Source organism: Rufibacter sp. LB8 (assembly GCF_014876185.1).
In the GTDB taxonomy this organism is placed as follows: domain Bacteria; phylum Bacteroidota; class Bacteroidia; order Cytophagales; family Hymenobacteraceae; genus Nibribacter.
This window is the reverse complement of the sequence record NZ_JADALJ010000001.1, coordinates 3,734,542-3,748,931: the sequence shown is the minus strand read 5'-3', so window position 1 is coordinate 3,748,931 and position 14,390 is coordinate 3,734,542. Positions and strand designations below refer to the sequence as shown.

Sequence of the window (14,390 nt, the reverse complement as noted above, 5' to 3'; positions counted from 1 at the left end):
CCGCCAAACTTATACAGACAAACCTATGCAAGATTTTGATTTCCCATTAGATTTCCAGTTTAAGGTCACTACGCTGGCCAATGATTTCACCGTAAAAAACGCGGGCGGCCTCACGGTTTGCTACGTGCGCCAGAAAATGTTCAAGCTGGTGGAAGAAGTGAACGTGTTCACAGATGAGTCACAGTCTGACCTGCTTTACACCATTAAGGCCAACAAGTGGATAGATTTTTCGGCGGCTTATGTCTTCAGAGACGCCGCCGGGCAAGAAGTGGGCCGGGTGGCCCGCAAAGGCTGGGCCTCTATGTGGAAAGCGCATTACGAGGTCTATGACCAACACCAGCAGCAGGACTTCACCATACGCGAAGGCAACGTCTGGATCAGGCTGGGCGATGCGCTGTTGAGCGAGATTCCGGTAGTCAACCTGCTGACCGGCTACTTCTTCAACCCCAGCTACACCGTCACCCGCCCAGACGGCACGCGCATTGCCACGCTCAAAAAACAGAAATCCTTCTTCGGAAGAAAATTCACGGTCACGCAGGAAAGCGACTTTGAACCCGGCGAACAGGAACGCATTGTGCTCAGCCTCATGATGATGATTCTGCTGGAAAGACGCCGCGGGTAAATCCCTTCGTCCACAAAAACAGAAAAGCCCCACCAATTGGCGGGGCTTTTCTGTTTTCGGGCTCATTTCTGGAAATGAGCCCGAAAACGCAAGTATAAAATGGAGACAGTCTTTCGTTTTGTGTCTAAAACTTAGTACACGAACTCGTTGGACTTGATCATCTCAGCTGCAATTCTGCGGCGGGCTTCTTTGGTGTTGTACGGCTCCAGTTTGGTGAAGCGCTTGAGGCCAATCAGCAACAGTTTCTGCTCATCGCCGGGCTCGGTCATGGCGGCCAGGGCTTCTTTGCCAGCTTTGTTGATGCGGTCAGCGGCGTCATTGATGACCACGCGCACCATGTCTAGCTGGCGCTGGGCGGCTTCCTCGCCGTTTTTGCTCACCAGTTTTTCCACGCGCAGCAAGGTAGACTCGGCAATGTACGTCTGAATGGCCATATCAGCGATGTACATCAGGACTTCCTGCTCTTTGTCTAAGGTCATCATGAATTTCTGCACGGCGGTACCGGCGGTCAAGAGCACAGCTTTCTTGAACTTATCCACGGCTTTTTTCTCGGCGGCGAACAGGCTGTTGTCTTCGTCACCGAAGTCTGGGATGGCCATCAATTCCTGCTGCACGGCGGCGGCGGGGCCCATTAAATCCAGCTCGCCTTTCATGGCTTTTTTCAAGACCATGTCCACAATGAGCATGCGGTTAATCTCGTTGGTGCCTTCAAAGATGCGGTTGATGCGGGCATCACGGTACGCGCGGTCCATAGGATAATCTGCCGAGAAGCCGTAGCCGCCGTAAATCTGCACGCCTTCGTCTACCACGTAATCCAGCACCTCAGAGCTGTCCACTTTCAAGATAGCAGCTTCTACGGCGAACTCACGGGCCGCTTCCAGCACCGCTTCATTATAGCCTTTTCCGGCGGCCAATAGCTCCTGTTCTTTGTTGTGAATGTCGTTTCCGCAACGGTACAAGGCAGACTCCACGGCAAAAATTCTAATGGCCTGCTCGGCCAATTTATGCCGAATCGCCCCGAACTTAGAGATTGGAATCTTGAACTGAATACGCTCGTTGGCATACTTCACAGACAGGTCGGTTACTTGCTTACAGGCACCCAAACACGCCGCCGCCAGCTTAATACGGCCAATGTTCAAGATGTTAAAGGCGATCAAATGACCCTTGCCAATCTGGCCCAGCACGTTTTCCTTTGGCACTTTGCAGTCTGTGAGGAACACCTGGCGGGTGGAAGAACCTTTGATGCCCATTTTGTGCTCTTCGGGACCCAGACTCAGACCTTCATAGCCTTTCTCTACAATAAAGCCCGTGAACTTGTCACCGTCTACCTGCGCGAACACAATGAACACATCGGCGAAGCCCGCGTTGGTGATCCACATTTTCACCCCGTTCAGGATGTAGTTCTCACCGGCGGCATCTAAGACAGCTTTGGTTTTGGCCGCCAGCGCATCTGACCCAGAACCGGGCTCGGTCAAGCAGTAAGAAGCCGCCCATTCGCCCGAGGTCAGTTTAGGAATATACTTGGCTTTCTGCTCCTCGGTGCCGAAGTACAAAATAGGCAAGGTGCCAATACCGGTATGTGCCGCAAAGGCCACCGGGAACGAATGCCCTGACCCCACCGACTCCGTCACGAGCAAAGATGAGTTGAAGTCCATGTTCAGCCCACCGTACTCCTCCGGAATGGCCACCCCGAACAAACCCAAATCACCGGCCTTTTTCATAAGACCTTCCATCAGGCCTTCTTCGTGGTTGTCTAAACGCTCCACCAGCGGGTGTACTTCGGTGTGTACAAACTGTTGGGCCATGTCGGCCATCATGCGCTGTTCCTCAGAGAATTCCTCTGGGATGAAAATATCCTGGGCGCTGGTTGATTTGATGATGAACTCACCGCCTTTTAGGGTTTTGTTGGTAGTTTCCATATTGTTAGGTGCTAGATTCTAGTAGTTAGATTTTAGACTTTTCATACTGATTGACTCACCTAGTGGCAGTCAATCTACTGTTACTTCATCCCTTCTTTGTCATCCTGAAAGGATCTCGGTGGCGAACTGTAACTCAGTCAGCTATTGTCAGAAAAACCATCTTTGGATTCATCGTTTTGACCAAAGCAACTTTCTCTTCTCTGTTTAATAGCTTCAATTCCTTTTCTGTCTCTATGGCGTGTTGCACGTACGTAAACCGTTCATAGTAAAGTAGTTTGTAGCAGTAGTATTTCCCGGCAAACGTCTCTGGCTTGCCTCTATTCTCTCGGTGTTCAAACAGCCTTCTGTCCAAATCATTGGTCATGCCCACGTAGAAAACGGTCTTTGTTGGATTTGACGTGATGTAGACAAAGTAATTATGCTGTTTCATAGCTTCTGCTTGTCTAGCTTGCCTCCGAGATCCTTTCAGGATGACAAAGAAGGGAGGCAGAACTTAGTAGATTCTGCCAGCCAACTTTATTCTTGCTACCTGATACCTGCTACTTGATACTATTTAAGCAACTCATAAATACCGGCTACGCCTTGGCCACCACCTACGCAGGCAGTGACCATTCCGTACTTCTTGTTCTGACGACGAAGCTCATTGAAAAGCTGAACGCTCAATTTAGCGCCGGAGCAACCCAGCGGGTGACCCAAGGCAATGGCGCCTCCGTTCGGGTTAACTTTCTCTGGGTCAATGCCTAGTTCTCTGATGACCGCAATGGATTGAGAAGCGAAGGCCTCGTTCAATTCAAACAGGTCCACGTCCTGCAAGCTCATGCCGGCGTTTTTCAAGGCCTTCGGGATGGCTTTTACAGGGCCCATGCCCATGATGCGTGGGTCCACGCCTTCGGCGGCATAAGACACCAAACGGGCAATAGGCTCCAGGTTCAGTTCTTTGACCATGCGCTCACTCATCACAATAGTGAAGGCGGCCCCGTCTGAGGTCTGCGAGGAGTTACCGGCCGTCACCGAACCATTAGTGGCAAATACCGGACGCAACTTGGCTAGTTTCTCCACAGAGGTATCAGCACGCGGGCCTTCATCTGTGTCTACCACGTAGGAGCGGGTTTTCTTCTTGCCGTTCTCATCCAAGTAGGTCTCTTCTACATTGATGGGCACAATCTGGTCCTTGAACCGGCCTTCTTCAATGGCTCTGATGGCTTTCTGGTGCGAAGCGTAGGCAAAAGCATCCTGGTCTTCGCGGCTTACTTTAAAGTCATTGGCCACGGCCTCTGCCGTTAAGCCCATGCTCAGGTAATACTCTGGATGCTCCTTGGCGATCTTGTAGTTAGGCACGGTTTTCCAGCCAATCACGGGCACCATGCTCATCGACTCGGCACCACCGGCAATGATACAGTCGGCCATGCCGGCTTGTATTTTGAAGGCGGCGGTAGCGATGGTCTCAATCCCAGACCCGCAGTAACGGTTCATGATGGCACCGGGCACGTTGATGGGCAAAGACAGGAGGGAAATCATGCGTCCCATCTGAAGCCCTTGCTCAGCCTCAGGCACCGCGTTGCCCACCAAAAGGTCATCTACGCGGGCGGGGTCTAGTTGTGGCACCGATGCCAGCAAATGCTTGATGACATCGGCGGCCAAATCATCTGGCCGGGTGAAACGGAACACGCCGCGGGGCGCTTTCCCCACTGCACTTCTGAATCCGGCAACTATATAGGCAGTTTGCATTTTCTTTTCTGTTTGTGTTTTGCTTTAAAATCCTCCCCCACTTTGTCATCCTGAAAGGACCTTGTGGGCGAATTGTAACTCAGCTTGCTATGTACAAGAAGCTCATCTTTGGATTCATTGACTTTATCAATTCCTCCTTCGCTTTTCGCCCTAGTAACTTTATTTCCTTTTCCCTTTCAATGGCCTGTTCTACATTGGCATACCGTTCATAGTACAACAATTTGTAACAGTAAAACTTACCAGCGAAAGTGTCTGCTTGGCCACGATTCTCTTTGTGTTGCTGTAAGCGAACTTCCAAATTATTAGTAACCCCAGTATAAAGAACCGTCTTACCAGGATTACTAATGATGTAGACAAAGTAGTTATGGTCTTTCATAGCTTCTGCTTGTCTAGTTCGCCCACAAGGTCCTTTCAGGATGACAAAGAGTAAGAGAAGGCCGTTTGCCGTAGCTCCCTAATCCTTAATTCCTCAGCGGTTTACCCGTGGTCAAGATGCTTTTGATACGCTCCAAGGTCTTGCGCTCACCCGTTAAACTCAGGAAGGCTTCGCGCTCCAGGTCTAGCAGGTATTGTTCCGAAACTTCAGACGGCATGGACAAGTCACCCCCGCACATCACGTAGGCTAGCTTCTCAGAGATTTTGCGGTCATGGTCTGAGATGAAACCAGCGACCTGCATGGCGTAAGCACCGGTCGTGAACATACCCAATCCGCCACGGCCTTGTACCTTGATGTTGGTCTTAGGCGTTGGCTTGGTGTAACCGGCTTCTGCCAAAGCAATAGCGGCGGCTTTGGCTTCGGCTAGCTGGCGGTTGTTGTTGAGCGTGATGCCATCGCCGCGGCGCAGGAATTTCAAATCATAAGCCTCTGCGGCCGAGGTAGAAACTTTGGCTGTACCAATGGTCATGAATGCGTTGCGGAGCGAGTTGTACTCAGTATCGCCTTCTTCATATTCAGCCGAGGTGCGCAAGGTCATTTCTTTGGTTCCACCCCCGCCCGGGATTAAGCCTACACCAAACTCCACCAAGCCAATGTACGTCTCAGCGGCGGCCTGCACGTGATCGGCGTGGAGGCAAAGCTCACAGCCCCCGCCCAAGGTCAAACCATGAGGTGCGGCCACTACCGGAATAGCTGAGTAGCGCAGTCGCATCATGGCATTTTGGAACTGTCGAATCATCAGATTCAGCTCATCATACTCTTGGTCCAGGGCGTACATGAATACCAAACCTAGGTTAGCACCCGCCGAGAAGTTGGCGGCTTCATTGCCTACAACCAAACCTCTGAAGTCCTGCTCGGCTAAATCCACGCCTTTCATCAGGCCTTGAATCACTTCTGAGCCCAGCGCATTCATTTTGGTGTGGAACTCTACGTTCAGGATGCCATCGCCCAGGTCAATTAATGAAGCACCGGCGTTTTTCCAAACCACGTTGGTGCCACGCAAGACATCTAATAGCACGAAGCTCTCGGTGCCCGGAATTACTTTATAAGTCTTAGACGGAATGTCATAGTACTGGCGCTGGTTGTTCTGGCTGCGGTAGAAGCTCTCATGACCGCCTTCCAGCATCTCATACACCCAGTCAGCAGGCTTGTAACCGGCGGCTTCCATGGCGCTCACGGTTTCGCGTACGCCAAAGATGTCCCAGGTCTCAAACGGCCCTAGTTCCCATCCGAAACCGGCACGCATGGCATCGTCAATGCGATACAGTTCGTCAGATATTTCAGGGATGCGGTTGGTCACGTATTGGAACAAGCCATACGATGTCTCTCTGAAGAAATCACCGGCTTTGTCCTGCACCTGGCTGAAGGCCTTAAGACGCTTGCGCAAATCTTCAATGGGCTTCAGGATTTCCATGCTCTGGAATTTGACCTTCTGTTTAGGGCCGTATTCCATGGTTTTGAGGTCCAGCGTCAGAATCTCCGTAGCGCCTTGCTCGTTCTTGGTTTTCTTGTAGAAGCCCTGCTTGGTTTTGTCGCCTAGCCAGTTCTTCTCTACCATCTGCTGGATGTAAGCGGGCAGTTGGAACAGGTCACGCTTCTCATCGTTCTCGCCGGTTTGGTACAAGCCCTGCGCTACTTTGGCAAGCGTGTCCAAACCTACCAAGTCAGAGGTTCTAAATGTAGCCGATTTTGGTCTACCTACCACCGGACCGGTGAGGCGGTCAACCTCGTCCACGTTCAAGCCCAGTTTCTCCATCACGTGCAAGACCTGCATGATGCCGTAGATACCCACACGGTTGGCGATGAACGCCGGCGTGTCTTTAGCTAGAACAGTTGTTTTACCTAAGAACAGGTCACCATATTTTAATAAGAAGGCCGTGATTTCTGGGTCGGTTTTGTCAGTGGGGATAATCTCCAACAATTTGAGGTAGCGCGGCGGGTTAAAGAAGTGGGTTCCGCAGAAGTGCTTCTGGAAATCTTCTGAGCGACCTTCCAACATCAAGTGGATAGGAATACCCGAGGTGTTAGACGTAATAAGGGTGCCCGGCTTTCTGAACTGCTCTACCTTCTCTAAGATAGACTGCTTGATTTTGAGGTTCTCCACCACCACTTCAATGGTCCAGTCACAGCCGGCGATGTCTTTTAAGTCATCATCAAAGTTACCGGTCTGGATCAGGCGCACATCCTCTTTCTTATAAAGGGGCGATGGGTTGGAGGTAACCGCCGTTTGCAGGGCCGCGTTGACAATTCTGTTGCGAACGGGCTTGTTATCCAGGGTCAGACCTTTGGCCTGTTCCTCGGGTAGCAGTTCGCGGGGTACCATGTCCAGAAGCAGGACCTGCACCCCAATGTTGGCGAAGTGGCAGGCAATGCGGGAACCCATGATTCCGGAGCCTAAGACCGCCACTTTCTTGATTATTCTCTTCATAGTTACGCTTGTAATGTGCTAATATACCAATGTGCTGCTGTGCTCCTTTTTCTCAGACAAGGTGCCCAGACAGCACGGTTCACTCTATGTTCAATTCCTGTTTTCGGGCTCATTTCTGGAAACGAAGCCAAAAACGGAAAACGTTACTTGGTTGACGGTTTAGCGGGGTAAATCTCCTTGGCCTCAATCAACCCATTTATCTGGCCAATGACCTGGAAGAAAACCTGCAACTGGCTCTCCGGAATGACTTCGCGCACCTTGTAGTTGAATTGCTTGACCGTGCGCCGACTGATTTCGCGTTTCTCCAGACCCAGTTCTGTGAGCAGAATGCGCACCGAGCGTTTGTCCTGGGTGTCTGCCACTTTGTAGATGAGGCCTTTCTCTTCCATGCTTTTCAAGATGCGGGTAAGGCTGCGGGCCTCCAGACCCAGCAACGGGGCAATCTTGGTGGCCGGCGTGCCTTTCTCTGGGTCAATGTTGAGCAGCACAAACCCAATGGAGGTGGTGATGTCATTCTTGGCCGCCTCTGTGTTATACATGCGGGCAATGGCGTGCCAGCACACTTTTATGTTATAGTCAACGGTTTCGTTTGCTTTCATGTTGCCGGTTCTGGGTAGAGCAAAACGTGGGTTCCCTTTTTCACGAAGGCCAGGTAGTCAGTCCTAGGCCCCATAGGGGAGCTGATCCCTTTGCTCTTACCAAATTTAGAAAAATTTGTTATGCTTGCATACTAAATTTAAAGATTTTTTTAGCCTATCCCCCTAAAATGCGTTTTGGGGCTCATTTCTGAAAATGAGCCCCAAAACGGAAAGGCAAAAAAGCCCCGCGGTGGCAGGGCTTTCTTAAGATTTACGCGGTACGGTACAGGCCGTCAATCAACTCTTTGTAGTTTGTGCTCAACACCTTGCGCTTGATGCTGAGTTTGGGGGTCATCTCGCCGGTTTCCACGCTCCAGACTTTGGGCAGCAGCACAAACTTCTTGATTTTCTCATACTGGGCCAGCTGCTCATTGAGGCGGTCAATCTCCTTCTGGAATTTGGCCACAATCTCTGGCTTGGCAATCATCTCCTCATTAGAGGTGTAGGCAATGTTATGGATCTTGCACCAGTCGCGCAGGCCGTCAAAAGAAGGCACCACCAGGGCCCCGGGGAATTTCTCGCCTTCGCCCACCACCATCACCTGCTCAATCACCAGAGACTCCTTAAGTTTGTTCTCAATAAGCTGCGGCGCAATGTATTTTCCACCACTGGTCTTGAAGATCTCTTTCTTGCGGTCAGTGATTTTGAGGAATTTGCCTTCCACCAGCGTGCCTATGTCGCCGGTATGGAACCAGCCGTCTGGGTCAATCACTTCGGCGGTGAGGTCTGGGCGTTTGTAGTAGCCTACCATCACGCTCTCAGAACGGGTCAGGATTTCGCCGTCTTCGGCAATTTTGATTTCTACGTTGTTGATGACCGGCCCTACGGTGCCAATCACGTTGTTTTCGGGCTCATAGCGGTTCACGGCAATTACCGGCGAGGTCTCTGTGAGACCGTAACCTTCCATGATCCGGATGTCGGCGCCCCAGAAAACGCGGGCCAGGCGCGGCTGCAGGGCGGCACCACCAGACACAATCACTTTCACTTTTCCGCCCAGCGCTTCTTTCCATTTAGAGAAGATGAGCTTGCGGGCCATTTTAAGCTGCAGGTCATAGAAGAAGCCCGGCGAGGTGCGGGTGTCGTATTTCTGCCCCAGGCCCAGCGCCCAGAAGAAGAGTCCTTTTTTCACGCCGGTGAGTTCGCCGCCTTTGGCCACAATCTTGTCATAGACTTTCTCCAGCAGGCGCGGCACGGTCACAAAAATGTCTGGGCTTACTTCCTTCAGGTTATCGCCTACTTTTTCAATGCTTTCGGCGAAATAGATAGACACGCCCACCGAGAAGTAGATGCAGGACACCATGCGCTCATAGATATGGCACAGCGGCAAGAAGCTGAGCGCGCGGTGTTCTTTGTTCACGGGCACAAAAGGCTTCACGTTGGTAAAGTTGCTCACCAAGTTGTTGTGGCTCAGCATTACGCCCTTAGGCGCGCCGGTGGTGCCGGAGGTATAGATAATGGAAAGTAAATCTTGCGGGGTGACGGCGGCTTTGTACGGTTCCAGCGAGGCGACATCCTCGCCTTCGGCCAGTTTCAACAGCTCAGTCCAGTGCTTGGCGCCGGGCACGTGGTCAAAAGTGTAGATTTCTTGAATGCCGGGCACCTCAGTGGCGGCCTCTTTCACTTTGTTGTACAGGTCCTCGGTAGACACCAGAATCAGTTTGGTTTCTGAGTCTTTGAGGATGTAGCGGTAATCTTCTACCGTGATGGTGGGGTACATGGGCACGCTCACCGCGCCGGTCTGCTGAATGCCATAGTCGGCGAAAATCCACTCTGGGCGGTTCATGGAGATGAGCGCCACTTTATCATCTTTGCGTATGCCCATCTTGATCAGGGCAAGGCTCAGTTTGTTGGCGGTGTCCACCACTTCCTGCGTGCTGTACTTCACCCATTCGCCGTTAATTTTGGCCCCCAGGCAATCTGGTTGCGGGAATTCCTGCACTTGCTGCGTTAAAAGATCAAAAACGCGGGTTACTTTCATAGCGGTGTCGTCTGGTTTGTGTGGTTAAGATAACGTAAAATATGGTTAAAAAAAATTCAAGCAATACGCATGAGCAACGCATATTTGTCAAAGAAGCCTACGTGCGCAAGGGGATTATTGCCTAAATTTGATTTTTGCCCCTAGCCCTGCATGAATTTATCCATCTTTTTTGAGCCTCTGCCAGAAGACACGTTTGGGTACCCCACGCACCCCGCCTCTGTTGGGAGTTACATAGCGCCGTTCATCCATTCGTTCCCAGACTGGCGGGCCGCCGAAGTGGTCTTGCTGGGCCTACCCGAGTACCGCGGTGCGGCCAATAGTACAGAAGCCACGTTCCAGGGGCCCAACCTCATTAGAAAGGAACTGTACCGGCTCATGAAAGGCACCGGTTCCTGGCTGGCCATGGACCTGGGTAACTTATTGCCCGGAATTGCCGTGGAAGACACGTACCTGCGCCTGAAAGAAGTGGTGGAGACCCTGGTGGACGCCGGCAAGTTCCCCATTCTGCTGGGCGGCTCGCATGACCTCAGCTACGGGCAGTTCCTGGGCTATGAGCACCTGGCCAAAACGGTGAACCTGGTGATGGTGGACAGCCAGCTGGACCTGCAGGAAAGCCCAGACGCCGCGCCAGAAGACAGCCATTTGCACCGCGTGCTGTTGCATGAACCCAACTACCTTTTCAGTTTCAGTCATCTGGGGCACCAGACCTACTTTACGGATAACAACACCGTGGCCGCTTTGGAGAAACTGCATTTTGAACTGTTCCGGATTGGGCAGGTGCGCCAGAACCTCAAAGACATGGAACCCGTGCTGCGGCAAGCCGATCTGTTGAGTTTTGACGTGTCGGCTATTCGGCACCAAGATGCTCCCGGGCAACTGCACGCCAACCCGTTTGGGCTCACCGGTGAAGAGGCCTGCCAGCTCTGCTGGTACGCCGGGCAGAATGAAACGCTCAGTTCCTTTGGGTTGTATGGCTACCGGCCTGAGTTTGACAACCGGTCATTGACGGCCACCACGCTGGCCACCATGGTGTGGTATGTGTTGGAAGGCTTTTACCACCGGCAAAAAAACCTGGACTTCCACAGCAACCAGTTCCTGCGCTTTTCAGTGGGCTTTCATGACAACCCCAACAAAATGCTGTTCTATAAACACCGGCAGACCGAGAAATGGTGGATGCAGGTAGACGATCTGGCGGGCCAGCGCCCTCCATTGCTGGTGCCCTGCACCTACCAAGACTACCTCATGGCCGCCGACGGCGAAGTACCCCACCGCTGGATTCTCACCCAGTCAAGGATGTAATGAGTGATGGAGTGATTTAGTGAAGGAGTCAATAGAAATCAGAGGGTGCAATTTAAACATTTTTGAAGGGTTTGAATTATTCTTGCATCTGCGTGTTTGGAGGGATACATTTATTTTCAATGGAACAAATAACACGGTTATCAAAGCAGGAATTCGTAACACGGTTTAGGCAGAGAACAAAACAGCTGGCCTTACAAGTAATTCGCTTTAGTCAACAACTCCCTAGAACAGAAGAGGCAACCATCATGAAAAGGCAATTGCTCAGGTCTGCCACCTCAGTGGCGGCCAATTACCGAGCGGCCTGCCGGGCACGGTCTGCTGCAGAGTTTCACGCTAAATTGAGCATCTGTGTAGAGGAAGCTGATGAAACCCTTTTTTGGCTAGAGTTATTAACTGAATCTGAAACGGTGCTATCATCTACCACTGCGCCCTTGTTGCAGGAAGCTTCAGAGATTTTATTCGTTTTGTCAAAAGCCAGAAAAAACACCACCAAATAATTTCCCGACATTCGCTCCTTCACTAAATCACTCCTTCACTCATTAAAAATGCTTCCAGAATACACTACCTCCCAGCTGGCCTTGCGTAATGGACAGGACCGAGACGAAATCTGGGTGGCCTACAACGGCATGATCTATGACGTGCAGAAGTCAAGGCTCTGGCGGCGCGGAAACCACTATGAGCACTGGGCCGGGCAAGATCTCACCGCTGAATTAAAAGACGCTCCACATACGGAATTCGTATTTGATAAATTTTCTATTGTAGGAATTCTAAAAAAATAACAATTCTTTCAATACTTTTTAAGAAATTTGAGCAACTTATGCTCATCTTAAGGCAAACCATATGATTTTAATCGCTGACAGCGGCTCTACCAAAACCTCATGGCGACAAATAGAGACGGAAGGGATAATGGGGCAGGCTGATACCATAGGCTTTAATCCGTATTATCAGAATACTGACCAGATTGCCCAAACCCTGCGGGAGAACTTATTACCGCAGCTTAACGGTTTCAGGCCGCATGAAATCTATTTCTACGGAGCCGGCTGCAGCGCAAAAGAGAAGAAGGATATTGTGGCCCAGGCATTGTCGCAACTCTTCCCGGGCAGCGACATTCACGTGCACCATGACCTGGAGGCGGCCGCCCACGCGCTGTGCGGCCATGAGGCGGGAATTGCCTGTATCTTGGGCACCGGTTCCAACTCATGCCTCTATGACGGCGAGAAGATTGTGGAGAACCTGCCCAACCTGGGCTTTATCTTAGGTGATGAGGGCAGCGGCGGCTACATGGGCAAACGCATTGTGCAGGCCTACCTCAACCTGGAACTTCCCCAAGACCTGCACCAGGCCTTTGTGGACCGCTACCAGACAGACCGTGATGAGATCATAGACAACGTGTACAGCAAACCGTACCCAAACCGCTACATGGCCGGGTTCGCCAAGTTTCTGTATGACAACCGCACCCATCCGTTCATTTACCAAATGATTTACCGGTGCCTGGCAGACTTCTTTGAGAAAAACATCATCAGGTACCCAGATTACCAGAACAAGGAAACCCATTTTGTAGGCTCCATTGCGTTCCACTTCAGTGACATTCTACGCACGGTGGCCCGCCAGTACAACGTACGCCTGGGCACCATTCTGGAGAACCCCATTGCCGGCCTAAGCCAATACCATCAGCAAAAAATCACCGCATGAGTACTACAGAAACCGCCTCGCACTATGACAATCTAGAGCAGATGTCTGTGCGGGAGCTGCTGACCAACATCAACGAGCAGGACAAAACCGTGCCTTTGGCCGTAGAGAAAGCCATTCCGCAACTGGAGAAACTGGTAGAAGCCACCGTGGCCAAAATGAAAGACGGCGGACGCCTGTTTTACATTGGCGCCGGCACCAGCGGCCGTTTGGGCGTGGTAGACGCGTCTGAGTGCCCTCCTACGTTTGGCGTGCCCTTTGACATGGTCATCGGTATTATGGCCGGTGGTGACACCGCCATTAGAAAAGCCGTGGAATTTGCCGAAGACGATGACCATCAAGCCATCAAAGACCTGGACGCCTACAACCTGACCGCAAATGACGTGGTAGTGGGCATTGCCGCCTCTGGCCGTACGCCCTACGTGATTGGCGGCTTGCAGGCCTGCAATGAGCGCGGCATCACTACCGGCTGTGTGGTGTGCAATGCAGACAGCAAAGTAGCCGCCGTGGCACAGTTCCCCGTGGAAGTTGTGACCGGCCCAGAGTTCCTGACGGGCAGCACGCGCATGAAAGCCGGCACCGGCCAGAAACTGGCCTTGAACATGCTCACTACCTCTATCATGATCCAGCTGGGAAAGGTGAAAGGCAACAAAATGGTAGACATGCAACTCACCAACCACAAACTGGTAGACCGCGGCCGCCGCATGATCATGGATGAACTGCAGGTGTCTGAGGAGAAAGCCAAGGAATTGCTGGATTTGCACGGCAGCGTTCGCGCGGCCATTACCTCGTTCCATTCGCACTAAAATTTTCCCGTTTTCGGGCTCATTTCTGAAAACGAAGCCGAAAACGGAAATTGCCAATACAAAAGAGAGATTCGTCTGACCGGCGAATCTTTTTTTATGCCTTCTTTTCATCTTGGCACCGGCTTTCTACGTTAGCAATTTCTGCAGCTGTTTTCAAACCTATGCACACAATTGAACCCTTCTATAATTGGCTGGAAGCCTATAACGCCTCTGAAGACGAGAAATCGCCGCTCTACGGCGCGGAGAATAATGAGAACGAGTACACGCACACCATCTACGGCTACTACATTCACCCGCAGTGGGACGACATGGATTCTGAGACGCTTTTCCTCAAGATTCTGTACGTGGATTACAATGACCGGTATGCGGTGATTGAACTCATTGGCGAGTGGAATGACACGCTCAACAATGACATCATGACCCTCAAGCGCAACATTCTGGACCTCATGATTGGCGAAGGCATTAACCATTACATTCTTATTGGGGAGAACGTGTTCAACTTCCACGGCTCAGATGACGCCTATTATGAAGAGTGGTTTGACGAAGTGGAGGAAGGCTGGATTGCCGGCTTGGGGTTTCAGGATTTTGTGGTGCAGGAGATGCAGCAGTTCCACGTAGACTATTACATCAATTTTGGCGGAACCCTGGACAAGATTCCGTGGCGCACGCTCACGCCGCCGCAGTTGTTTCAGGTGGTAGACGGACTCATGCAGAAACGGCTGGGCAGTTAAGCATATAAGTATTCCGTTTTGGGGCTCATTTCTAGAAACGAGGCCAAAAACGGAAACCTACACGCTGAGCAATTTCATTTACAGCTGTTTTTCTGCCGTAAGCATATAAAAAGAGG

14 protein-coding genes are annotated in these 14,390 nt (G+C 51.5%); 7 read left to right on the top strand and 7 right to left on the bottom strand.

The genetic code is table 11. The features are described from left to right. Positions 1-25 precede the first annotated feature (25 nt). Entirely contained in the window at positions 26-622 is a 597-nt protein-coding gene (locus tag IMY23_RS15640; RefSeq protein ID WP_192822994.1) for a hypothetical protein, read from the top strand. A gap of 131 nt (positions 623-753) precedes the next feature. On the opposite strand, the gene IMY23_RS15635 is transcribed toward IMY23_RS15640, so the two are convergent. The 7 genes from IMY23_RS15635 to IMY23_RS15605 all read right to left on the bottom strand — a co-directional run bounded on the left by IMY23_RS15635 (position 754) and on the right by IMY23_RS15605 (position 9,749). Next, positions 754-2,541: an acyl-CoA dehydrogenase family protein gene (locus IMY23_RS15635; RefSeq protein WP_192822993.1), complete on the bottom strand. Its 1,788-nt coding sequence runs from the start codon at positions 2,539-2,541 to the stop codon at positions 754-756. A gap of 133 nt (positions 2,542-2,674) precedes the next feature. Further along, the gene (locus IMY23_RS15630) at positions 2,675-2,971 is read right to left on the bottom strand and encodes a GIY-YIG nuclease family protein (RefSeq protein WP_192822992.1); all 297 of its coding nucleotides are present in this window, start codon (positions 2,969-2,971) and stop codon (positions 2,675-2,677) included. Between the two features lie 119 nt (positions 2,972-3,090). Continuing rightward, entirely contained in the window at positions 3,091-4,269 is a 1,179-nt protein-coding gene (locus IMY23_RS15625; RefSeq protein ID WP_192822991.1) for an acetyl-CoA C-acyltransferase, read from the bottom strand. Positions 4,270-4,348: 79 nt separating this feature from the next. After that, positions 4,349-4,645, bottom strand: a complete 297-nt coding sequence (locus IMY23_RS15620; RefSeq protein ID WP_192822990.1) for a GIY-YIG nuclease family protein — start codon at positions 4,643-4,645, stop codon at positions 4,349-4,351. An 85-nt stretch (positions 4,646-4,730) separates the two neighbouring features. Next, positions 4,731-7,133, bottom strand: a complete 2,403-nt coding sequence (locus IMY23_RS15615) for a 3-hydroxyacyl-CoA dehydrogenase/enoyl-CoA hydratase family protein (protein ID WP_192822989.1) — start codon at positions 7,131-7,133, stop codon at positions 4,731-4,733. A 143-nt stretch (positions 7,134-7,276) separates the two neighbouring features. Continuing rightward, positions 7,277-7,732 (bottom strand): MarR family winged helix-turn-helix transcriptional regulator, encoded by a 456-nt coding sequence (locus tag IMY23_RS15610; RefSeq protein WP_192822988.1) that lies wholly within the window; start codon positions 7,730-7,732, stop codon positions 7,277-7,279. A gap of 250 nt (positions 7,733-7,982) precedes the next feature. Further along, a complete protein-coding gene (locus tag IMY23_RS15605) occupies positions 7,983-9,749 on the bottom strand; it encodes a long-chain fatty acid--CoA ligase (RefSeq protein WP_192822987.1) in 1,767 nt (588 codons plus the stop codon). A gap of 150 nt (positions 9,750-9,899) precedes the next feature. Between IMY23_RS15605 and IMY23_RS15600 the strand changes: the two genes are divergently transcribed. From IMY23_RS15600 to IMY23_RS15575, 6 genes are all read left to right on the top strand, one after another. Continuing rightward, a complete protein-coding gene (locus IMY23_RS15600; RefSeq protein ID WP_192822986.1) occupies positions 9,900-11,048 on the top strand; it encodes a formimidoylglutamase in 1,149 nt (382 codons plus the stop codon). 119 nt (positions 11,049-11,167) lie between these two features. After that, positions 11,168-11,545, top strand: coding sequence for a four helix bundle protein (locus IMY23_RS15595; protein ID WP_192822985.1), 378 nt, complete (start codon positions 11,168-11,170; stop codon positions 11,543-11,545). Between the two features lie 48 nt (positions 11,546-11,593). Continuing rightward, complete coding sequence (locus tag IMY23_RS15590) at positions 11,594-11,827, top strand: cytochrome b5 domain-containing protein (RefSeq protein WP_192822984.1); 234 nt, start codon at positions 11,594-11,596, stop codon at positions 11,825-11,827. 61 nt (positions 11,828-11,888) lie between these two features. Then, positions 11,889-12,740: an N-acetylglucosamine kinase gene (locus tag IMY23_RS15585; protein WP_192822983.1), complete on the top strand. Its 852-nt coding sequence runs from the start codon at positions 11,889-11,891 to the stop codon at positions 12,738-12,740. Then, positions 12,737-13,543, top strand: coding sequence for an N-acetylmuramic acid 6-phosphate etherase (murQ, locus tag IMY23_RS15580; RefSeq protein ID WP_192822982.1), 807 nt, complete (start codon positions 12,737-12,739; stop codon positions 13,541-13,543). The genes IMY23_RS15585 and murQ overlap by 4 nt, the downstream gene beginning before the upstream one ends. 161 nt (positions 13,544-13,704) lie before the next feature. Continuing rightward, positions 13,705-14,274 (top strand): hypothetical protein, encoded by a 570-nt coding sequence (locus IMY23_RS15575; protein WP_192822981.1) that lies wholly within the window; start codon positions 13,705-13,707, stop codon positions 14,272-14,274. The last annotated feature ends 116 nt before the right edge of the window (positions 14,275-14,390 follow it).

What these genes read in the sequence shown, in the direction of transcription:
- IMY23_RS15610 (WP_192822988.1), bottom strand. Translation starts at nt 7,732, where the DNA reads ATGAAAGCAAACGAAACCGTTGACTATAACATAAAAGTGTGCTGGCAC.
- IMY23_RS15590 (WP_192822984.1), top strand. Translation starts at nt 11,594, where the DNA reads ATGCTTCCAGAATACACTACCTCCCAGCTGGCCTTGCGTAATGGACAG.
- IMY23_RS15635 (WP_192822993.1), bottom strand. Translation starts at nt 2,541, where the DNA reads ATGGAAACTACCAACAAAACCCTAAAAGGCGGTGAGTTCATCATCAAA.
- IMY23_RS15605 (WP_192822987.1), bottom strand. Translation starts at nt 9,749, where the DNA reads ATGAAAGTAACCCGCGTTTTTGATCTTTTAACGCAGCAAGTGCAGGAA.
- murQ (WP_192822982.1), top strand. Translation starts at nt 12,737, where the DNA reads ATGAGTACTACAGAAACCGCCTCGCACTATGACAATCTAGAGCAGATG.
- IMY23_RS15625 (WP_192822991.1), bottom strand. Translation starts at nt 4,269, where the DNA reads ATGCAAACTGCCTATATAGTTGCCGGATTCAGAAGTGCAGTGGGGAAA.
- IMY23_RS15630 (WP_192822992.1), bottom strand. Translation starts at nt 2,971, where the DNA reads ATGAAACAGCATAATTACTTTGTCTACATCACGTCAAATCCAACAAAG.
- IMY23_RS15585 (WP_192822983.1), top strand. Translation starts at nt 11,889, where the DNA reads ATGATTTTAATCGCTGACAGCGGCTCTACCAAAACCTCATGGCGACAA.
- IMY23_RS15620 (WP_192822990.1), bottom strand. Translation starts at nt 4,645, where the DNA reads ATGAAAGACCATAACTACTTTGTCTACATCATTAGTAATCCTGGTAAG.
- IMY23_RS15575 (WP_192822981.1), top strand. Translation starts at nt 13,705, where the DNA reads ATGCACACAATTGAACCCTTCTATAATTGGCTGGAAGCCTATAACGCC.
- IMY23_RS15640 (WP_192822994.1), top strand. Translation starts at nt 26, where the DNA reads ATGCAAGATTTTGATTTCCCATTAGATTTCCAGTTTAAGGTCACTACG.
- IMY23_RS15595 (WP_192822985.1), top strand. Translation starts at nt 11,168, where the DNA reads ATGGAACAAATAACACGGTTATCAAAGCAGGAATTCGTAACACGGTTT.
- IMY23_RS15615 (WP_192822989.1), bottom strand. Translation starts at nt 7,133, where the DNA reads ATGAAGAGAATAATCAAGAAAGTGGCGGTCTTAGGCTCCGGAATCATG.
- IMY23_RS15600 (WP_192822986.1), top strand. Translation starts at nt 9,900, where the DNA reads ATGAATTTATCCATCTTTTTTGAGCCTCTGCCAGAAGACACGTTTGGG.